Raw genomic sequence first — 20,058 nt, 5'->3', positions numbered from 1 at the left:
GGGCATACGAAACGACACGGCATACTCTTGATGCATTTAGGATTGATTAATCATGAAAAAAAACCTTCTCCTCATTATTTCATTGGCTACTTTTAGTTTCGCTGTCGTTGCCAACGAAGGTGTTATTCAGGAATACAAGAAACTGGCTGTTTTGCAAAATCAATCCATGACGCTGATGAATAGCGTAGTCGCTGTGAATGCCTCTACGGCCTCACTCTGTGAAAAAGTCGAAGACTCAACATTGCTTGCGGAATCGAAGCAGTTTGAAGACTTTCTTCAACATGTCCATCATCAAGGGAAAGCGAAACCAAAAGATTATAACGACAAGCTAAACGTGGTCACCAAAGCCGTCTGTCAGGGAACATTAACAAGCATTGTTCAGGCATGGTTTAAAGAAACGATAACGCGTTACCGGATTGACGCGATTGAAAACCCCGATAATAAAGCCTTGCGAAAAACCTACTATTGTCTGGTGAAGTCAATGCGAGATTATGATCGTTCAAAAGACACCCCAGACCTCACTGTAAAAAATGTCGCCAGAGCCTGTGGCGTAGTCAAAGTCTGACGAATAAACAGGCTTATTCGTTAACGGCAGGCCTGCCGGTGGTTGGCTCGTCGTTAAACTCGACCATATCGAGAAACGCATCCAGCTCTATGCCCCGTGCATAAAGAAAACCCTGACCGTACTCAATATCAAAATCTTTAAGGCAGGCTTCTTGCGTTTCTAGTTCAATGCCCTCAGCAACCACCGTCATACCGAATTGTTTCGCCAGATAAGCGATGGTCGACACGATAGAGCGTGATTCATCGTCGTCAGGGAGTCGCATCACAAACTGTCGGTCAATCTTCAACTGGTCGAAGCCAAAATGCAGGAGATACTCCATCGAGGCAAAACCAGTACCAAAGTCATCCAATGTCACGGTGACATCATTCGCTTCAAGCCATTTACGGTTTTCTTCAAGCGCTGCCGAATCTGTCATTTGGCTGGTTTCTGTAATCTCTATATCCAACCGATTGAGGGGAAAGCCAGTACGTTTGCTCGTTTCATAGAGAAACTCAGTAAAGTGTTCATCATGAAACTGCTTAGGTGAAATGTTAATACTGACCCTGAAGTTATCAGGGAAACGTCTGACATAAGGCTTCATCTCGAGGAATGTCATCTCTATCACCGCCTCACCAAGGCGAACAATCTGACCACTTTCTTCCGCGACTTGTAAAAGCTCGAAAGGCGCGCGCTCAGGGTTACTTCTCAGCCTGAACAACACCTCAGCCCCAACAACTTTACCGCTGTTTAAGGCAACTTTTGGCTGATAAACAATGTAGAACGCATTGTCATGAAGAATTTTGTGCAGCTCTTTTCTTAACTGCATGTAGTGTTTCAACTTCAGGTCTAATTCTGGTGAGTAAAATCTGAAGCTGGGTTGTGTATCTTCGTTATTCTTTGCCGAGAATAACGCGACATCAGCGCACTGTATGAGCGCTTCAGGTTTCTTCGCGTGCTCAGGAAAAACCGAGATACCCACCGCCGCCGTTATATGCTCTTCCGGCAAGTTAGGGTCATCCGCGGGAAAGTGGAACGTTTGTAGCTGCTTAATTTTATCCAACAACTCGTCGTCAACCGATGAAACAGCGCTGACAATGGTATACGCATCGCCGCTAGCCCTCGCCACAAAGGCCGATTCAGGAAGGTTTTCGAGTAAAAACTGGCCGTATTGCTTAATCAGCTGGTCACCACTTTTGTGGCCAAACTTGTCATTAAACTCTTTCAAACCATCAATACCCACGGCAACAATGACCCACTTGTTGTCGTAGTCAGAGCGACAAACGCGCGTCAACTTTGCGAGTAAGGCACGACGGTTCCACAAACCTGTGAGCGGGTCAGTGTCAGATAAAGCACGCAGCTTCTCTGTCTTCTTCTGAAGCTCGTCCATATAGTTCTGGGCTTGTATCGTCACATCATTGAACGAGGTGATCAAAACGCCGATTTCGTCGTCTTCATGCTTGTCGGGAATCGGGTAATTACCCACATCTCGACTGCCTTCTTTGAAGGTCATTAGTTCACTCATCTGAGTCAGCGCTTTAATGATTTGGTTATGGCTGATGACTAATAAGACAATCATGGTCAACATCACAGAGATCAATGTGCTGGTGGTAATACCAAACATCAGATTCACCGCAGTGTTGAACAAATGAATGGTATCCACCTCTACTTCAAGCTTGCCGACTGGTATCGTCTTGGTTTCGCTGCCCGTTGAAAAGGTATGCATCAAAGTCAAATCAATACGCTTTTCTTTGTTTGGGAGTATTGCCATGAAGATGTTACTGGCACTTGATTCAGCATGCGGAATATCGACTCGAAAAATGGTCTCGCTGTTAACGTCGATCACTTCGAAGTATTTGAATACGGGGTCAGTCTCAAACCCTTTTAATAGAGTTTCCAGTTGGGTTTGGTCCATCGAATAAAGCGCAAGCGCAGCACTTGGGCCAACAGAAAGGACACGCTCTCTGGCATTCTTAATCTCGTTATTTAACTCAGAATTGATACCCTGATAAGTAAAAAACAAGCTTGAAAGCAGCCCGAGCAACAGCGCTGTGAACAAACTTTTCTTCACGAGTTTTTTCGACAAAGACTGTTTAGCGTGATTCCGTGAATTCTGCATATTCATCTTCTCAGTCATCTACAACTACAGCACTTGAATGCCATCTGAAAAATCACTTTTTTTTGCTTGGCAAGAGACATCTTTCATCCAACGTTTCCACTTCGCCTTGTTCTGACGTAACCAAATTTCTGCAGTCTCTCGTGCGGTATAGACATAATTAACTTCAAGTTCCAATAGCGTAGAGAGAAATATCATGTCTTCTTCTGTCATTTTTATTGAACTGATAACCTCTCTTGCGCAAAGAGGTAAGTTATCAGTCATCACTTTAATTATTTTCGTTTCTCTTGGTGAACCGCAATCAAACATATACTCTAGATTTAAGCCCCACCCCGGCTTAATTTCGCAGTCACTTTGATACTCAGGAAACTCAACGTATTCACCAGGTAGATACTTTCGACCCAATTAGGGTTCCAGTTTAAAAGTATAATCGGTTTCTGAATGTTCACAGCAGAATCTAAATACTGCCAAAGCACATCATCATGCCTGACATATTTAACGTCAAAGTTAAGCTCCAACGCGCGTATTCTTCCTTGTAGATTGCCACTCGATGGTCCAGCGTAAAGAATACCTTTTGTTCCTGCGTTTTCTTCAATCGACACCTCTCCATCGCCAGAAAATTCGTGTGCGAAAAGCAACATACAGTCGTTCAGTACGCGCCAGTCTGGTAAACCCGGACAAAGCTCTTTAACGTGTTCGGGGTACCACCACTCCTTTCTTCCTTTAACTAAATGACTTCCTGCATTGATAATTTTGCCTTTTTCGACGAGATGGTAATAAGGAGAAGAACCATTTCCTTGCCATACCTCCATCTGGACATTTGCCCGCCCTGAATTCAAAAAGAACCATTGTCCTAGTGAATCCGCTTCAACAATTTCAGTATCGACGCCGCTTTTATTGAGCAGAATTTCGGTGATGTGGGTGATAGCTTGTTGGCTTGCCCAGTCAAGTTTCAGTAATTTCACGGGTTCATTAGCGTGTAACGAAGTGGTAGAAAAAATAAAATAACACAAACAAACTTGCTGAGGTGCCTAAAAATAGGAACGCTTATTTTAGTTATATTTCTTTTAAGCTCTAATAACTTATACAAACTCAAATCTCATACAAATATTAAATAATGCCTAATAATTTATAGAGTATAGACATTATTAAAAACACGGTCTAAGTGAGAATAAGTAAAAGTAAATACCGAATGACAAACGTTATAAATAAAATTATAAGATCATTGAAATTTCAAACATATCCACTGATAGAGATTACATGGTATGTCATTCTGTATTTTCATGTCGTACCTTCAAAAAAGTGGAGGTTATTTCGATATGTTTAACCTCTGCATTTTACGAGCATTAAACACGAACTTCGCAGCTAAATGATGGAATAACCACACTCCTCAGAAAATGCGGAAAACGCACTATCGCGACATCCGTGATCACTCGCCAACTTAAGAGCATTTTCGTAAGCCAGATATAGCAATAACACTCTGTGGCGCGAGACATGCCATAGTCACGGGCTGAGCGATGCCATCCTTTATCAACCGGATACTTTTTACGTTAGTCATCCCCTTGCCAAGTATTTAGCAACAAGAGTGCTTACCCCACCCGGCATATATCGCCGTATCAAGAATAACACCTCGACAAAGTACCAATCATATATTGTGTTCACCTGCCTTGACGCGTTCTTTCTCGCTCATCGGCTTCGGGGAAGAAAATCTGTGTTGGGACAAAAAGTTTTTGTGTCGTCGGCAGCAGAAGACTTTCCTACACTGGCTCCATCGAAACGGAATACACAAGACATAGAGGGCATAACAATGACTGCTATTAAAAAAACTGCTGCTCAAAGCTTCATCGAAACCAACGTCGACTTTGACAAAACAGTAAAAATCAACGGCGGAGAAACACCATTTAGCCCAACGCCAATGAAAGGCGTAGAAAGAATGATGTTTGAACGTCGTGGCGATGAAGTCGCTATCAGAGCAACGTCAATCGTGAGATATGCGCCAGAGAGTTATTTTGAACCTCACATGCACCCAGGCGGCGAAGAGTTCATCACACTCGAAGGTACATTCCAGGATGAGTATGGCGACTATCCGAAAGGATACTATGTTCGCAACCCAGTTCGTGGAACACACCGTCCCTTTTCAGATGATGGGTGTGAGATTTTCGTAAAACTGGCTCAGCTTCCACCAGAAGAAAACCAAGAGCAAGTGATTATCGATATGAACACAGCAGAATGGAAAGCTGACGGCGAAAAAGCGACCAAACTGCATCTGTGGAAATCAGAATACGAACATACGGACATTTTCAGATTTGAAGCCGGGTATGAAGCAGAAACAACACTCTTTGATGATGTTGCGGAATACTTCGTCGTCAATGGTGTTGCAAACGTCAACGGCGCAGATTATCCAGAACGTTCATGGCTCCGTTTCGCCAAAGGCACGCCCATTACGTTGAAAACTGCCAGCGGTGCAACGGTATACAGAAAAATCGGCAAAGGTTTTGCGAGAACCTCGCTGTAACTGAACCCGTTAGATTTAGAAAACACTCAATTTAGTCGCTCAAAGACATTGATAAATATCAGTAAGGAGACATTATGTCAGCGGAAAACAAAATCACAGTATTTGAAACTACCGGCTTTCCTAACCCTGCGCGTATCCGTGCAGCCTTGGCAGAGAAAAATGCCTTAGATCAGGTGGATTTCGTTGAAATCGATGTCATGAATAAGGAGCACAGAACCGAGAGCTTTTATGCAATGAACCCGCTCGGTACTGTACCGGTATTACGCACGGCTGAAGGAGATTTCATCTCAGAGTCGACCGCAATCACCGAATACATTGATGCGCATTTCGATGGTGTTAGCTTGACGGGTCAAACTGCCTCAGCTCGCGGTAAAATACATATGATGCAGCGTCGTGCTGAATCAATGGTGATGGATGCAGTCGGTACGTATTTCCACCATGCAACGGATGGCTTAGGTCCAGATTTGGAAACTAACCAGTGTTCACAGTGGGGTAATATTCAGCTTGCTAATGCAAAAAACGGCCTGCTGTATTTCGATCGACTGCTTGCGAACAGCGAATATGTTGCTGGAGACAGTTTCTCCATGGCTGATATCACTTTGTTCTATGGTCTGGCGTTTGCAGACTTCGCTAAAGTAGAGATTTCAGCTGAGCTGACTAACCTTATCGACTGGCGAGAAAAAGTAGGTCAACGTCCTAGCTTGAAAGGCTAAGAAAAAAACGTTCACTGCCCGAGAAAAAAGGGCCAGCATTGCTATTGCTGGCTCTTTCTCTTTTCATTAGAGCATTCATTCCGCAGATGGCAGTATATAAACCTTAGGTTCTTGCCGAGGGCTTTCCAATGCCCGTGACACAACCGGATTCCCACCACAAATGATCTCTGCTTTTGACGGTTGTGTTGCAGTTTCAATATTGATGTGAAACTGATTCATTCGGGATGGTGTAAAGCGATGATTGGCCAACGCGTAGTTTTTTACCCCTTCAGAAGTAGTCACCGCGAGGTGGCAATGATTCGATGAACTGGCCAATTCCGTATCATCCGGGTAAACCATGCCATACGAACCATGCAGTGCCGGATATATGTAGCTTGTTAGCTGTTTCTCTGGGTCAAAGTAGCCTAAAAGTGTCGTGACAGGGACACCATGACGTATCGGTTTGCGTGTTTTAGTCAGACTCAACGACTCGCCTTCAACCCACTGACTTCCATCCGAGCGATAGTTTTTGGCGAACCCAGACTTCACCGAGACGGTTCCACCATTAATGTGAAGTGTGGTGCCCCACCCTGCGGAATGCCCGACTGTCAACACTTTGCCGATATTGTCAGAAGATGCAGCCGGAATATGAATATTGTCAGTCCAATTGCCATTATAAAAGTGGACCTTCACACCATCATACTTCGCAAGTTTACTGGCGACAGAGGCCTCATCAGATGTTGATGGAGAGAGACTACCGTAGGTTTTGTCTGGCACTTTATTTTCCCATTCACGCATAGATTGACTCTCAACATCCCACTTCACAAACCCTGTTGATGACGTCTCTGAAAATACAGCTTTTCCTTCAAGGAAACTCTGAATGATCTTGGCGGTGTATGGCGTGTAAAGTGTGAAGGCATTCACCGAAGGGACGTGAGGTGCCCCTCCCCCCATGGAATCATTGCCAAATCTATATTCATTAAACGGGTCGAGACACTGTCCGTTGTAGCAGGCCTGAGTGCCAGATTTAACCACATTGAAATTCGGCAAGAAAAGGTTTTTATCGCTGTCCCATCCCCACGTGGAGTTAATCTGGTTTGCAGGCCTGTGGAGGGTGCCGATGAAGCCGCCAGGATAATGACCGAGCCCATAGTTATGCCCTAACTCGTGGCTCATTTCATTGCCAATACTATTGTCTAACGTCACTATACCCCCCACCTGAACCACCATGTACAACCGGGCCATTCTGATACACGCCGATGGTGCTGTGTACCGTCATCTGCGCGACGGAATAAGGATGCCCCCGACCTGACTGCATAAACACATCGGACGTGTTGATGCCATAGTTTGCGTTGTTGATACCCAATGAAATCAGCATTTTTCCGATTGACTCACGCATTGAACCGCTATGCCATCCACCGTTATCCGGTGCCCGGTCTGTCAGCAAGGTGCCGTCATACATCATGATTTCTTCAAAATGCTGCGGCTCATAGATAGAAACGACCAGACGGCTGGCGGGAAGCGTCTGAAAATACTGTCTGGCATGCTCTTTATCATACTGAAATTCAAACCTACCACGATTCTCAATCAGCATTCCTACATCTATAGTGTGCAGCAGCATTTCGGTTGGCGCACCAACATTTACCTGATCCAATGTGCCTGTTTTTAATTCCATATCAGGTCTTGAATAATTAAACCTGAGTGACATTCCAGGTTTGATAAACTCAGCAGGGATAGAGGCCGACCAAAAGTTCTCCCATACTTGACCTTTGTCAGCTCAATGTCGGAAGCCTGCAACCAAGCCCCTTTGTAATTGACCAAAACCAGCGTTGTTCCGTTTGTCAGTCTTGTACTTGAATTACCGTAATACACTGTTGAACCGTACCCAGCCGACGACTGGAAGACGATTTTCTTCCCGTCCAACGCCTCAGAGGTTGGCAGGTAGAACGCAGAGCGCCATGAACCGTTCCGGGTCGCGACTTTTACCGTTTGTGCTGACTTGAATATGTCGAGCAACTTGGCACCGGATTTATCAAGCTGAGCCAACGCTGATTCTCCTGAAACCGTTGCGTCGTAACTGGAGGGCAAGTCAAAATCAGTCGGATCCCAATCAAAACCCACAGAGACTTCCAATTGACCTGCAATTCCGGGGATCCAGCGGGGCGTCTCCATAGAAACGGAATAGCGATCATTGCCACCAGCGTCAATGACCTGCATCGTCAGCGCATCCCCTGACATCATGTTTTTTTCGGGTTTAACCATGACAAGGGTTTTTCTGTTCCCGGTAAGGTGTGGCTGGAGATCTCCCTGAATATGATTACCAGCAGGGATGATTGAATGCTGAGCAAAGAGCACGTAAGCACTCAAATCACCGCTCAAATCGTTAAAGCTGTTCTGGTTGAACGCGATATAGCTGTTGTGCTTGACGGTTTGCCGGCCGGTTTGCGTTTTATCTAATGGGAACTGGTCGTCTTCATCAACGACACCATCACCGTCATCGTCGTTATCGGTATTATTGCCAATACCATCTCCATCTGTGTCTATCCACTCATTGGTATTGAGAGGAAAAGCATCGTTGGCATCTAAAACACCGTCGCCATCATCATCAAGGTCAGAGCGGTTTCCGATGCCGTCTCCATCAAAATCTGCATACTCCTGCGGATCTAATGGAAACATATCCGCGTTATCTTCAACGCCATCGTTGTCATCATCTGTGTCGCGCGCGTTACCTATATTGTCATCATCGCTGTCGAGTACACAGGCTTTTCCCTCCGAGACATACCCCTTGTCACAACCTACATCAGGGTCAAAAGGTCGGTAGACCCTTTTCATCGACTTTATATCAGTGTTTCCTTTAGAGGTGTTCCACACCAGCATCTGTTTAATCGCGTCACCGGCAAGGGAAATATTGTTTAGAAGTGTTGGCGTCAAAGACTGAATAAAGATACCAGGAGGAATTTGTGCGGCATTTTCAGGTAACACACCTGCTGCGACCAAGTTCATCGCTGCATAGCGAGCACTGATCTGCTCGCCCTTAATAAAATCTGTTGTAATTACGTCTTTAGGCAACCCCAAATGCGTTGCTATCCAGCTTACTGCTGTCGCATGAGTAGACGTATCGCTGAGGTCTTGAGGTTGAGCTGATGCTTGTTGTCTCAGCCTGTAATCAAGCAAGGTTGTCAGTGGCGTAATGACCTTATAACCGGGAGGCATTGAGAGCAGAAAAGTATATGGAACTGTTAACTGTGTATCTTCGTCAATGGTCTTCCCTCTGACCGCTAACGCAACAATCGGGTATCTTTCAGCATTGTCGATACCAGCAACATTGATGTCTGCATCGCCGTTAGCCCCGGACACAGCTGACGGTTCATCCTGATCCAGTTCATAGTCTGCATCAAGGTCTACCCAGACTGTCGCGCCGTCGAGATAACCATCAATCACAGTGACACGATATAAAACCTCGGGCTTTACTTGGTTGATGGATTTGCCTGAGGCTGTTTTCACATCTTCAGCGCTTTTATCGCATGCGCTCAAGCTGACAACTAGGAAGGCTATAATAAGCCGAGAAAACCTGTTATGCATCACAATAATTTCCCCAATCAATTCACAATGTATCTATTGTGAGACTAGTCAACAGCATTGGTAGCGACAATTATTCGTGGTGATTAATCCTCAATGCCTCTTGACTCAAAGCCACAGGAACATACAAAAGAATTTCTGTTGGACATCAAAAAGTTTTGTGCGTCGCTCTGAAAAAATGCGCATCGTAAACTCCCTGCATACCCTCGACGAGGCGAAATTTAGGAGGATTCAGATGAACGTACAACATTTCTTTCATCGGGCGACGGGCACACTGACATATCTTGTTTCGGATCGTGGAGAGGCTGTTGTTATCGATCCTGTATTGGATTACGAAACAGGACAGGTAGCAGCAGATTCATTGCAAATAGTAATTGAGGCAATAAAACGTCAGGGCTTAAAACTTAAGTACATCCTTGAGACTCACATCCACGCCGATCACTTGTCCGGAGCGCAGGCACTTAAAGCAGAAATGGGCGGAAAAGTGGCCATCAGCGAAAAAGTGATTGATGTGTACGAAACATGGATCGCTAAAGTCAATGGTAATCATTTGGCCCGGTTCGATATCCTTTTAAAGGGCGGTGATACCCTGCCAGTCGGTGAAGAAGTCATCACTGTGCTTGCCACTCCCGGACATACGCCCGCTGACCTGACTTACCACATAGCAAATAGCGTTTTTGTTGGGGATACCTTGTTTTCACCGAAACGTGGAACAGCGAGGGCAGACTTTCCGGGAGGCAGTGCGGAGGACCTCTATCGTTCTATCACCAGCCTTTATGAACTCCCTGAGGATACGCGGGTTTATTTATGCCATGACTATCCTGAACAGGAAGATGAACCTGAGTTATGTTCCACGCTAGCAACGCAAAAGAGTGACAACGTAATGATTAACGCACATGTCTCAGAGGCAGAGTACATCAAGAGTCGGTCGAATCGGGATAACCAGCTCGCTGCGCCTAAACTGTTAGACGTAGCTATTCCCTTCAATCTGACATATGTTTTGCCAAGATAGACAATGTAAAAATGTAAAAAAGACCGCTTAGGCGGTCTTTGTGCTTATCAAACCATCAGTTCGATCAATTAACTTGGGCCTGTAACCACAGTTTAAAGTCTTCAACTTTTTCAGGTACGACGACACCCGAAGCCCAAACAACGTAATAGCAAAAATTCGAACGGTGGCTGACCTCTTCGATATTAAATGGGCAGACTAACTTGCCTGCTTCCATGTCTCGTTCAACCAACACACTTCTGCCCAACGCTAACCCTTCTCCTCGGATAGCCGCATCAATAACTTCAGAAGAACTGTTAATTTTCAGGCCCTGAATACAGTCTGGCACGGTGATACTTTTGTGAACGAACCATTCATTCCACGTTGGGTAGAGTTTGCTTTTTGACAACGACACGTCGAACAAAAAAGGGACATCACCAAGTTCTGACTCCCTACCCGCTGCAAGATTATATTTCTCCGCAAACTCAGGTGAACAAACGGGAAAAACCATTTCGTCCATCAGGAATAAGCTGTCATGTCCGTCCCATTCGCCAGAGCCATATCGAATACCGACATCGACCGCCTCTTTAGCGTAATCAAGTGGCGCGATATTCGTAGAGATACACAGGTCATAATCGGGGAAACGTATTTGAAAATCAGCAATACGCGGCAAAAGCCACTTAGCGCCTATAGACGGACTGACACTGACTGTCAGTTTGTCATCAAAGTTGGGGCTTTTGAGTTTACTTAACCCGTTCATGATTAAGTTAAAACCTTGGTATATTTCAGGGTAAGCCAGCTTGGCTTCCTCTGTAAGCGTCAACCTTGCCTGACCTGATGTCGCGCGAATGAACAATTTTACGCCTAACCAGTCTTCCAGTTGCCTTACCTGTTGTCCCACTGCAGCCGGTGTTACGTTCAACTCTTCCGCTGCGGCAACAAAGCTAAGGTGGCGCGCTGCAGCCTCGAATGCTTTGATTCCGTTTAGATGTGCCAATCGATTCATATATCCCTTTGATTATTATTTTGTCTTTAGCGCAAGCATAGCATCCGGCATTAGATCGTTTTCTTCTCATCGGTAAAACTATCTGAAAATGAAAGGAATAAATCATCTTTTAGTGATTTAAAGATTAGGCTTCTTGCATCATTTTCTAAGCAATTTCAGAAAAAGAAAAGCCAGCAAAGATGCTGGCTTTTCATAATAATTATTAACGTAAAAAGGCTAATACAAGTTGTAACTCACACCCAGATAGGTCGACCCCAGCGTTGTACGTGGATTATCAATGCCTTCTAAATAGATACGATCTTTTTCTGTAGACAACCTGATTGTCAGCTGTTTCAACATTGGCGGCGTATATTCAATACCAACCCCATAATGAAGCGACGGACGCGCTTCAGATTCCACATCTTTTCTGTTGGAGTTTGCAACCGAAATACCAACCCCGCCGATCAAATAAGGACGAAAACCTGAATTAAAGCTACAGCCCAGCGTTCCCGCAACTGACATCGATGAAATGTCCGCTGCATTGTTAGGCATATCGTATTTCACGTATTGGCCTTCAAACCCTAAAAACGGGTTTACCTTAACGCCTACGTACCCGCGCTTGGTTTTCTCAGACACAGATTGCGAGAACGAACCACCATTATCTGACGTGCTCTTGATATCGTGTGAATCACCGTAGCCAGCACCGATATAAAACGATGGCTGAAACTGGGCAAACGCATTGGCCGAAAAAAACGCCGCGAGTAGAATGAGTTTTTTCATTATCGTCCCATTACAGCTTGAAAAGAACGCCGGCATAGAGGCTGCCAATAGCAATGCCATGACTGGTGTTAGTTGATGAAGTTACTTCCACCATGTCACCTTCGTAAGCAAGGCGGTAACTCAGACCTCTATCTACCTGCGGGGTATATTCAAGGCCCACCCCGTAGTGCAGCCCAAAAGCGCCACTGTCACCATTAGCAATGGTTAACTCTTTGCGTCCCTCTTGATTAATGTTGACGTAAGAAGAACCAATAAGAACGAATGGGCGCAGGCCATTCTGTGATGAAAAGCCAAGATTAGCAGATAGAGATATAGAAGTAGGTGCCCAGGAGTAATTCAGATCTTGGCCTTTATACTCCGCCTTCGATTTCCCATATTTTGTGTACGCAAGCTCTAGGCCTACGATTCGGTTTTGGTGATAACCAGCGAAACCACGAAAACTTAAATCGTCAGATTTAAAACCTGCGCCCTTCTTATTTGAATTGTTGCCATATTCTGCAACTTTGTCGATCCAGCCGGAATCATCCATGGACGTGTTACCAATACCACCACCGAAATAAGGGCGATAATCATCAGCCATGGCTTGGGTGGTAACCAGCGAAGCTGCAATCAAGAGAAGGGGCTTTTTTGACATATGATATTTTCCTAGTGTGCGCTGAATTACCCTTCGAACATCGTTCAATAAAAAGACAAATGAAGGGACCAATGATCAGCTAAATCAATCAGGCGCATAATAAGAAAACGCATCAATTTGACATGCCAAAAAGCACATTCTTTCTTCACCATGTTAATTTCACGCCATTTTGCTAACCAAAAAAGCATCAACAACCAAATAAAATTCAAACCTCTTCGCAACCAAAGCCTGTAAAGCAATGATTTAAATCATTTATTCCTCAATCAACAAATATGCATTTGATTGTGTATGAACGCCGCTAAATAAAATCTTTAGTGGCTGGCAAAAACTCATGCTTTGTGAGAACGACATGAATTTTTAACAATAGGTATCAACGAAATACAATTGCAATGTGGATGGAGAACATCAATGGAACGAAAACTTGTTGTCATCACAGGGTATGGTCCAGGGTTGGGTGAAGCGCTGAAACACAGATACCAACAGTCAGGTTACACAGTTGTTGGGGTTGCCAGACGAGGTGGTGATTATCAGGCAGACACCACACGCGCTGAAGAAGTCAGTGCGGTGTTCGAAACCATCAGGGAAGAGCATGGTTCGCCCGAAATTGTAATCCATAACGTAGCAACATTGTCCAGGGGCAGTTTTAACGACATATCAGCGGAAGAGTTTGAAGCGACATGGCGGGCAAGTACCTTATCCGCATTCAATGTTGCACAAACTGTACTGCCATCAATGGAACGAAACCACAAAGGCACACTCATTTTTACAGGCGCGACGGCAAGCGTGAAAGGGGGTAAAGGATTCAGCCCATTTTCATCAGCGAAGTTCGCATTGCGTGGTTTAGCACAGTCGCTGGCTCGGGAATACCAACCATCTGGCGTTCATATTGCGCATGTCGTACTGGACGGCATCATATGGTCAGACGTTAGCTTGAAACGTTTCCCGAATTTAAAAATTGAAAATGCGCTGATTCCAAAAGACATCGCGGAAGCCTATTTCCAACTGAGCCAACAACCGCGCTCGACATGGAGTCATGAAATCGACTTAAGACCTTATTCAGAGTCGTTTTAGGCCGAATATCTGAGAATTGGAGGACATATTATGAAAACTAAACGTGTCATCATTATCGGTGCAGGTCTCAGTGGGCTCTACTCTGCCTACCTGCTGAAAAGACAAGGGATAGAAGCGACGATTCTTGAGTCACGAGGCAGAGTCGGCGGCCGTATATTAACCGCAAAAACCGAAGAGCGTGGCGAAAAAGAATATTACGATTTGGGTCCCTCGTGGTTCTGGCCAGGTATGAACCGTCGCGTGGAGTCGTTGGTCAAAACTTTCGGTTTAAATGTCTTCGCGCAACAGGAAGAAGGCAATTACCTGATGGAAGATACCAAAACATCGCCACCACGCGTCATACCGGGTATCTATGTCAATTCACCGAGCTCTTATCGTGTCGAAGGTGGCATGAACTCACTGGTAAATGCGGTTTATAAAGAATTAAAAGAGGAACAGATTGTTCTCAATACGCAGGTAACACGCATCACAAAGCATGATGGGGGCTACACAGTTCATGCCGAGACTGACGGAGAATCTACCGTCTACGAGGGTGATTATGTTATTTCGGCAATACCACTGCGTTTATTGGTCAATCAGGTAGGATTCTCTCCCGAACTCCCTGAAAGCTTGTTGAAAGTGATGCTCAACACGCCAACTTGGATGGCAGCTCACGCGAAATTTGTGGCTGTTTACGACCGTCCTTTTTGGCGCGATGAGGGCCACTCAGGAACGGCCAGCAGCCGCGTAGGTCCACTTGTTGAAATTCATGATGCGTCGATCAACAGCCAATCAGGCGCGGGGGCATTGTTTGGGTTTATTGGTTACAACGCCCAAACAAGAAAAACAGCAGGTAGAGAAAAACTTAAAGAATTGGCTATCGAACAGCTCAGCCACATCTTTGGGGAGAAAGCCAGCAAGCCAATTCGCGTGGAACTGGTTGACTGGTCGCAAGAAGAATATACCGCGACAGTCGACGACCAAGTACAAACGATGCATGGTTCGTATGGCCTTCCTTCAGAGCCTGTTGAACAGCTCGCGGCACAAGGACTTTACTTTGCGGGCACCGAGGCAGCAAAAGGATACGGCGGTTATATTGAGGGAGCTTGGAGGCTGCAGAAGTCGCTGTATCTCAGCTAACCGTTAGTGAGAACGCCACGGCAGCAAATGTCACTTCCTAAAGACTGCAGAGTAAAAGGTTACTCACAAGAAACTAAAGCCGCACTTTGTGCGGCTTTTTCTTTACCAAACTCTGACTGTGTCTCACGCTGTTACCAGCTTTTCACTTTCCATATTGTCAAATAATGCAGAAAAACTCTGCGTCAACTTATGTTTATTATCAAAGTGTACTAATGGCATCTGTTGGTAGTGAGATTCTTTCATTTTGATGGACTGAGGCAAAAATGGTTCCATCAACGGCAGACCAAGCTCTCGAATATTTTCTATGATTTGCGCAGGGAATTTTGCTTGAGCATTAAACATATTCACCACCACTCCCTCTAACTCCAATGCACGGTTGTGGTCATTTCTCAGTTCCGCCAAGTTATCCATCAAGGTCAGTAATGCCTGATGGGAAAAACTGTCACAGTCGAAGGGAATTAAAAGACGGTTTGCCGCGATCAACCCTGCCTTAGAGTAGAAGCCAAGATTTGGCGGCGTATCGATATACACTCTGTCATATTCTTTCTCTAGCTGGTCTAACGCTTCACGTAATTTGTATATTTTATATCGGCGTTCTAACTCTGGCTCGAGTGCTGCAAGCCTTGGGCTTGAAGGTATAATATCGAGGTTTTCATAACGGGTTTGCTGGGGGAAATCTTTGATTGGCGTAGAAACAGAGAACCATGATACGGTTTGATCAAATAAATCGGCCACCGTTTTCTTGCTTCGTTCATTAATGTCGAAGCCCAGATAGTGGCTACTGTTTCCCTGAATATCGAGGTCAATCAGCAACGTGCGCTTGCCGCTTGCAGCACTCATTGCTGCAAGGTTCACCGTGATACTTGACTTCCCTACTCCACCCTTTTGATTAAATACTATGCGACGCATTTCCCCACCCTAAATGTGTTCTGGTTATGTTATTTATGATTTGTATTTTTAATCACTCACCGATGCGCCAAAACGCTGGCTAAGCCCAATCACTGAATTAAAAACACAATTAAGTGGATATTGTAGTCTCTGTAACACATTGAGATTAGGAGGAATTATCACACTGTGATCACGAAGTGGAACAGCGTCAATAATCTGTGAAGAATAAAGCGCGGCATCACTTTGAGTGGCTGCGCAGCCCCTTATTTTCAAGACTGGGCGGAACAATCAGAGATTTGACTTTTTTCGTTCAACCCATTGATAAAGAAAAAGGGCTGACAGTATCAAGGCACACCCCACCAGTTTTTGCGGTGCCAACACCTCACCGTAGTATCCTAGGCTGAAGGTCACTATCCAGACCGGCTCGACCATCATTACCATTGCGGCACTGGTGACATTTGCCTTTTTCTGTCCAAGTGTCTGCACCGCAAAGCGTAAACTTGTGGCGAGTAAAACACTCATCAATACCCAGCCCCATATAGAGACATCAACAGAATTTGGCCAGCTTTCGGTAAAAGACGAAAGGAGAAGTCCTAACACGCCAGTCACGAACAGCTGGATAGTAGTCAGTGCGAGAACGGGGATTTGCTTGGAAATTTTACTGTTCACATTAAAGTGAAAGGCCATCGCCAAAGCAGCAATAAGAAAGAAAACCTGATCTTTTGAGATTATGAGACCACCACTTTTGAGAGACAGAAAGCCCATTCCAACCGCAGCTATCGGTGCACTTAGCCAAAAGATACGTGGTGGGCGTCTACCAAATACAATGATCCCGACCAATGGGACAAATAACATCGACAAGCTGAGTATAAAACCGCCAACCCCCAATGATGTTGTAATTGAAACAGCATATACCCAGAAATTCAGCGTCATGGCCAACAGGCAACCAGTGATACAGCCGTTCATCAATTCTTTTCGATTTAGCTTCCTAATTTGCTTGCAGGAGAATGGCAGAATGAAAAGTGAAGCGAGAACAAACCTCAAGCCAATAAAACCAAATGGCGGTAATCCCTGAATAGCTCTTTGGAAAAAATCCATCCAGAGGCCGCGAGCATAGTCGCGATGAGGATAAAGAGAACACCTCGTTGTTCTGACTGCATAACCAACTACGACCTTTACACTGAGAAAATGTTTTGGTTTCACCATCCGAAAACATATAAATTCAACGAGAATCATTGATGCGGAATATCACGCTATCAATGAGTTAGATGATGAAATATTGACCGAAGAACAATATTCAGGTCAATCAATTTATGTTTAAAACAGTAGAAAAGTTAAGATAGAGTAACTCTATGACAGTATTCGCAAAATTTGTACATGAATCAAATATCATCTTCCCCAAAAGAACCAATTGACCACTCACTATTTTACAAATCCAGCGGCAAAGTGTAATTTCGTCTACCTTCTCAATTTTTTCTATCTCTCTGTTTTTTATGCGTATAAATCAAAAAGAAAGAAGCGAAATCAAAGAGGAGACTTTTTTCTTTATAAAAACATCATAGTTTTGCTTCTTTTTTAGGCTCGGTTGATGAAAGACCCAAAAATACAGATTAACTACACCTCAATACCCAGTTCTAGACGATTAATCCACTCTATGTCACAGACAATGATTTGTCCTTGATTACAATGCTGCGGCTATCGAACCATGGTTCACTGGTGGTCGAAGAAAGAAAGGAGTGAAATTGTCTCTGTCTGGAATATCGCTCATAACGTCGGCGGCGGACTGATCGGGCCTATGTTTCTTCTGGGGCTTTGGGCATTTAACGATGACTGGAAAACAGCATTTTATGTCCCCGCCTTCTTCGCTACGCTGGTTGCCTTCTTTATTTGGCTGACACTGCGCGATACACCTCAGTCATGCGGACTGCCTGCGATTGAAGAGTACAAAAACGACTACCCAGATGATTACGACCCCTCTCAGGAAAAAGAGATGACGGCGAAGGAAATCTTCTTCAAGTATATTTTCTAACAAACTTCTGTGGTCAATCGCCGTCGCTAACGCCTTTGTGTACTTGATCCGATATGGCGTATTGGACTGGGCAACTGTCTACCTTAAAGAAGCAAAAGGATTCAGTGTCGATAAGTCTTCATGGGCGTATTTCCTTTACGAATGGGCGGGTATTCCGGGCACGCTGCTATGCGGTTGGATCTCCGACAAACTGTTCAAAGGGCGTCGTGCATCCGCTGGCATCCTCTTCATGGCATTGGTGACTCTCGCCGTGTTGGTTTACTGGTTCAACCCGGCGGGTAATCCGACCATAGACATGCTCGCACTGATTGCAATCGGCTTCCTGATCTACGGCCCGGTTATGCTGATCGGTCTTTATGCTCTGGAGCTGGCGCCGAAGAAAGCAGCAGGAACAGCTGCCGGTTTAACGGGGTTGTTTGGTTATCTTGGTGGTGCTGTCGCGGCCAATGCGATTCTCGGTTATACCGTTGACCACTTCGGCTGGGATGGTGGATTTATGATTCTGTTTGTCTCTTATCTGGTATCAATTGTTTGCTTGCTATGCGCGCTGATTGGCGAAAGTAAATACCATAAAGCGAAGCAAGAAGAAGCCACTGCTTAATACAAAAAAGGACAGCATATACTGCTGTCCCCCTCTTTTCAGCTAAGTAGCGGGTTAGCTTGCCATCGACAGCATTCCCTGCGTTTCAATAAACTCAATGATCACATCCAACCCTTTCTGTTCTTTGAGGTTAGTGAAAACATAAGGCTTTTCAGGGCGCATTCTCTTGGTGTCAGAATCCATGATCTCAAGGGATGCACCAACGTATGGGGCAAGGTCGATTTTGTTGATGACCAGCAAGTCAGAGCGCGTTATACCCGGGCCGCCTTTTCTGGGGATTTTCTCGCCTTCGGCCACATCAATCACATAGATAGTCAGGTCAGCAAGTTCAGGCTGAACGTCGCACTCAGGTTATCGCCACCACTTTCTACAAAAACCACATCAAGGTTTTTATGTTTTTTGGCCAGCGTCTCAACCGCCTCCAGATTCATTGAAGCATCTTCACGAATCGCCGTATGCGGGCAACCGCCTGTTTCAACACCTACAATACGGTCTGCTTCAAGCGCTTCAGCTTCAGTCAGTAAACGCTGATCTTCACGGGTATAAATATCGTTTGTCACTACCGCTATCTGATATTTGTCGCGCAGTGACTTACACAGTACTTCCAGAAGCGCCGTCTTCCCCGAACCAACAGGGCCACCGACGCCAATTCGCAATGGTTGTTTGTAATCCATTCTCTCTCCTTAAGACCGGAAAAGCCGGGTATATTGTGTTTCGTGTTTGCTGGAGGCAAGCACCTGTGCAGGTGTATAACTGCCTATATCCTCATCGATCACTTGTTTCGAGCTATCTATTGCATCAGACATGCTTTCGTTCAACGCCAACATCAGTTTTTGTCCATCAGACTGACCAAGCGGAATGAGCTTTATCCCTGCCATTGTTGCGTTTTCGAGCCAACTCCACAGGTAGCCACTACACATCTTGTCCTCATCGATATGCCAGTGATGACAGGCATACGCAAAGCCTACCAAGCTGTTTTGACTGAGTAACTCTGACTGTCTACTGTCACTGCTTGGGTTCATCCCCAGCTTCTGTAACAGTCTCGCCATCGCCTTACCTCGCGCCTTCTCTTCAGCACGTAGCTCCGCCGTTTCACGATTGGCATAGAAAAGGCGATTCAACTCGCTAATCTGATCGAGATCGCCCTCCGAAAATGCATGATACATCCGCCTCAAAATGGGAAGCTCTAGGGTAACGAGGCTGTCTTCTATCATGCTGACCATCCAGTCGTTGAACTGCTCGACATTCTTTACCCAACCAAGCTCAATGGCATATTCAAGCCCCTGAGAATAACTGAATGCACCGACGGGCAGAGACGGGCTTATCAGTTGAAAAAGTCGAAAGTCTTCATGCATCCGCTGCACCTTTTTAGCGGTTCATGACGCGCTTGTTATTATCGACGCCTTTGTCAGTTTTGGATGCTTTATAGATACGGAAGCCCACCCATAACATTGCACCAGCTGATGCAGCAACGAACAACGCAGGTAACGCTGCAGACACAGTATGTAAAAGGCTATGAA

Annotated in this window: 17 protein-coding genes and 4 pseudogenes; 7 read left to right on the top strand and 14 right to left on the bottom strand. The window is 45.2% G+C overall.

Going from position 1 to position 20,058, the window contains the following annotated elements:
* The first annotated feature begins 52 nt into the window (after window positions 1-52).
* Window positions 53-565, top strand: a complete 513-nt coding sequence (locus CS022_RS05815) for a hypothetical protein (RefSeq protein ID WP_129121495.1) — start codon at window positions 53-55, stop codon at window positions 563-565.
* 13 nt (window positions 566-578) lie between these two features.
* On the opposite strand, the gene CS022_RS05810 is transcribed toward CS022_RS05815, so the two are convergent.
* From CS022_RS05810 to CS022_RS05800, 3 genes are read right to left on the bottom strand one after another with little or no spacing between them, the layout of a single operon-like run.
* On the bottom strand, window positions 579-2,660 hold the full coding sequence (locus tag CS022_RS05810; protein WP_161569578.1) for an EAL domain-containing protein: 2,082 nt from the start codon (window positions 2,658-2,660) through the stop codon (window positions 579-581).
* A gap of 24 nt (window positions 2,661-2,684) precedes the next feature.
* Entirely contained in the window at window positions 2,685-2,966 is a 282-nt protein-coding gene (locus tag CS022_RS05805) for a type 2 periplasmic-binding domain-containing protein (RefSeq protein ID WP_129121493.1), read from the bottom strand.
* A gap of 11 nt (window positions 2,967-2,977) precedes the next feature.
* Window positions 2,978-3,622: a glycine betaine ABC transporter substrate-binding protein gene (locus CS022_RS05800; RefSeq protein ID WP_161569577.1), complete on the bottom strand. Its 645-nt coding sequence runs from the start codon at window positions 3,620-3,622 to the stop codon at window positions 2,978-2,980.
* A gap of 842 nt (window positions 3,623-4,464) precedes the next feature.
* Between CS022_RS05800 and CS022_RS05795 the strand changes: the two genes are divergently transcribed.
* Together CS022_RS05795 and CS022_RS05790 are read left to right on the top strand one after the other, a co-directional pair.
* Window positions 4,465-5,172, top strand: coding sequence for a cupin domain-containing protein (locus CS022_RS05795; RefSeq protein ID WP_129121535.1), 708 nt, complete (start codon window positions 4,465-4,467; stop codon window positions 5,170-5,172).
* A gap of 74 nt (window positions 5,173-5,246) precedes the next feature.
* Window positions 5,247-5,885 (top strand): glutathione S-transferase family protein, encoded by a 639-nt coding sequence (locus CS022_RS05790; RefSeq protein WP_129121491.1) that lies wholly within the window; start codon window positions 5,247-5,249, stop codon window positions 5,883-5,885.
* 75 nt (window positions 5,886-5,960) lie between these two features.
* Here CS022_RS05790 and CS022_RS25990 read toward each other — a convergent pair whose 3' ends face one another.
* From CS022_RS25990 to CS022_RS05775, 3 genes and pseudogenes are all read right to left on the bottom strand, one after another.
* On the bottom strand, window positions 5,961-6,662 hold the full coding sequence (locus tag CS022_RS25990) for a TagA domain-containing protein (protein ID WP_235869289.1): 702 nt from the start codon (window positions 6,660-6,662) through the stop codon (window positions 5,961-5,963).
* Between the two features lie 117 nt (window positions 6,663-6,779).
* Window positions 6,780-7,572, bottom strand: a pseudogene (locus CS022_RS05780) (M66 family metalloprotease); the annotation flags it as partial.
* Window positions 7,530-9,446 (bottom strand): thrombospondin type 3 repeat-containing protein, encoded by a 1,917-nt coding sequence (locus CS022_RS05775; RefSeq protein WP_235869288.1) that lies wholly within the window; start codon window positions 9,444-9,446, stop codon window positions 7,530-7,532. The gene CS022_RS05775 and the pseudogene CS022_RS05780, both read right to left, overlap by 43 nt.
* 232 nt (window positions 9,447-9,678) lie before the next feature.
* On the opposite strand from CS022_RS05775, the gene CS022_RS05770 reads away from it, so the two are divergent.
* Complete coding sequence (locus CS022_RS05770) at window positions 9,679-10,455, top strand: MBL fold metallo-hydrolase (RefSeq protein ID WP_129121488.1); 777 nt, start codon at window positions 9,679-9,681, stop codon at window positions 10,453-10,455.
* A 64-nt stretch (window positions 10,456-10,519) separates the two neighbouring features.
* Here the strand turns inward: CS022_RS05770 and CS022_RS05765 are convergent, their stop codons facing one another.
* From CS022_RS05765 to CS022_RS05755, 3 genes are all read right to left on the bottom strand, one after another.
* Window positions 10,520-11,437: a LysR substrate-binding domain-containing protein gene (locus CS022_RS05765; protein WP_129121487.1), complete on the bottom strand. Its 918-nt coding sequence runs from the start codon at window positions 11,435-11,437 to the stop codon at window positions 10,520-10,522.
* Window positions 11,438-11,653: 216 nt separating this feature from the next.
* Window positions 11,654-12,196: an outer membrane beta-barrel protein gene (locus CS022_RS05760; RefSeq protein ID WP_161569575.1), complete on the bottom strand. Its 543-nt coding sequence runs from the start codon at window positions 12,194-12,196 to the stop codon at window positions 11,654-11,656.
* Between the two features lie 10 nt (window positions 12,197-12,206).
* Window positions 12,207-12,830 (bottom strand): outer membrane beta-barrel protein, encoded by a 624-nt coding sequence (locus tag CS022_RS05755; protein WP_129121485.1) that lies wholly within the window; start codon window positions 12,828-12,830, stop codon window positions 12,207-12,209.
* A gap of 408 nt (window positions 12,831-13,238) precedes the next feature.
* Between CS022_RS05755 and CS022_RS05750 the strand changes: the two genes are divergently transcribed.
* Both CS022_RS05750 and CS022_RS05745 read left to right on the top strand, forming a co-directional pair.
* Complete coding sequence (locus tag CS022_RS05750; RefSeq protein WP_129121484.1) at window positions 13,239-13,901, top strand: SDR family NAD(P)-dependent oxidoreductase; 663 nt, start codon at window positions 13,239-13,241, stop codon at window positions 13,899-13,901.
* A gap of 30 nt (window positions 13,902-13,931) precedes the next feature.
* The gene (locus CS022_RS05745) at window positions 13,932-15,020 is read left to right on the top strand and encodes a flavin monoamine oxidase family protein (protein ID WP_201746218.1); all 1,089 of its coding nucleotides are present in this window, start codon (window positions 13,932-13,934) and stop codon (window positions 15,018-15,020) included.
* 123 nt (window positions 15,021-15,143) lie between these two features.
* Here the strand turns inward: CS022_RS05745 and CS022_RS05740 are convergent, their stop codons facing one another.
* The gene (locus CS022_RS05740; RefSeq protein ID WP_129121483.1) at window positions 15,144-15,929 is read right to left on the bottom strand and encodes a ParA family protein; all 786 of its coding nucleotides are present in this window, start codon (window positions 15,927-15,929) and stop codon (window positions 15,144-15,146) included.
* A gap of 267 nt (window positions 15,930-16,196) precedes the next feature.
* Window positions 16,197-17,068 (bottom strand): annotated as a pseudogene (locus CS022_RS05735) (DMT family transporter).
* A gap of 539 nt (window positions 17,069-17,607) precedes the next feature.
* Between CS022_RS05735 and CS022_RS05730 the strand changes: the two are divergent.
* Window positions 17,608-18,538: pseudogene (locus tag CS022_RS05730) on the top strand (MFS transporter); the annotation flags it as partial.
* A 54-nt stretch (window positions 18,539-18,592) separates the two neighbouring features.
* On the opposite strand, the pseudogene ureG reads toward CS022_RS05730, so the two are convergent.
* The 3 genes and pseudogenes from ureG to CS022_RS27180 all read right to left on the bottom strand — a co-directional run bounded on the left by ureG (window position 18,593) and on the right by CS022_RS27180 (window position 20,038).
* Window positions 18,593-19,212, bottom strand: a pseudogene (ureG, locus tag CS022_RS05725) (urease accessory protein UreG).
* Between the two features lie 9 nt (window positions 19,213-19,221).
* Window positions 19,222-19,893 (bottom strand): urease accessory protein UreF, encoded by a 672-nt coding sequence (locus tag CS022_RS05720; RefSeq protein ID WP_129121482.1) that lies wholly within the window; start codon window positions 19,891-19,893, stop codon window positions 19,222-19,224.
* A 13-nt stretch (window positions 19,894-19,906) separates the two neighbouring features.
* The gene (locus CS022_RS27180) at window positions 19,907-20,038 is read right to left on the bottom strand and encodes a hypothetical protein (protein WP_268967868.1); all 132 of its coding nucleotides are present in this window, start codon (window positions 20,036-20,038) and stop codon (window positions 19,907-19,909) included.
* Window positions 20,039-20,058: the final 20 nt, after the last annotated feature.

The organism is Veronia nyctiphanis (assembly GCF_004116385.1).
GTDB classification, from domain to species: Bacteria; Pseudomonadota; Gammaproteobacteria; order Enterobacterales; family Vibrionaceae; genus Veronia; species Veronia nyctiphanis.
Note: the sequence above shows the minus strand (reverse complement) of the source record. Positions and strands in the feature narration are given on the sequence as shown.

Coding starts and splice junctions, on each gene's coding strand:
- CS022_RS05815 (WP_129121495.1), top strand. CDS start 53: ATGAAAAAAAACCTTCTCCTCATTATTTCATTGGCTACTTTTAGTTTC.
- CS022_RS05810 (WP_161569578.1), bottom strand. CDS start 2,660: ATGCAGAATTCACGGAATCACGCTAAACAGTCTTTGTCGAAAAAACTC.
- CS022_RS05805 (WP_129121493.1), bottom strand. CDS start 2,966: ATGTTTGATTGCGGTTCACCAAGAGAAACGAAAATAATTAAAGTGATG.
- CS022_RS05795 (WP_129121535.1), top strand. CDS start 4,465: ATGACTGCTATTAAAAAAACTGCTGCTCAAAGCTTCATCGAAACCAAC.
- CS022_RS05790 (WP_129121491.1), top strand. CDS start 5,247: ATGTCAGCGGAAAACAAAATCACAGTATTTGAAACTACCGGCTTTCCT.
- CS022_RS25990 (WP_235869289.1), bottom strand. CDS start 6,662: ATGCGTGAATGGGAAAATAAAGTGCCAGACAAAACCTACGGTAGTCTC.
- CS022_RS05775 (WP_235869288.1), bottom strand. CDS start 9,446: ATGCATAACAGGTTTTCTCGGCTTATTATAGCCTTCCTAGTTGTCAGC.
- CS022_RS05770 (WP_129121488.1), top strand. CDS start 9,679: ATGAACGTACAACATTTCTTTCATCGGGCGACGGGCACACTGACATAT.
- CS022_RS05765 (WP_129121487.1), bottom strand. CDS start 11,437: ATGAATCGATTGGCACATCTAAACGGAATCAAAGCATTCGAGGCTGCA.
- CS022_RS05760 (WP_161569575.1), bottom strand. CDS start 12,196: ATGAAAAAACTCATTCTACTCGCGGCGTTTTTTTCGGCCAATGCGTTT.
- CS022_RS05755 (WP_129121485.1), bottom strand. CDS start 12,830: ATGTCAAAAAAGCCCCTTCTCTTGATTGCAGCTTCGCTGGTTACCACC.
- CS022_RS05750 (WP_129121484.1), top strand. CDS start 13,239: ATGGAACGAAAACTTGTTGTCATCACAGGGTATGGTCCAGGGTTGGGT.
- CS022_RS05745 (WP_201746218.1), top strand. CDS start 13,932: ATGAAAACTAAACGTGTCATCATTATCGGTGCAGGTCTCAGTGGGCTC.
- CS022_RS05740 (WP_129121483.1), bottom strand. CDS start 15,929: ATGCGTCGCATAGTATTTAATCAAAAGGGTGGAGTAGGGAAGTCAAGT.
- CS022_RS05720 (WP_129121482.1), bottom strand. CDS start 19,893: ATGCATGAAGACTTTCGACTTTTTCAACTGATAAGCCCGTCTCTGCCC.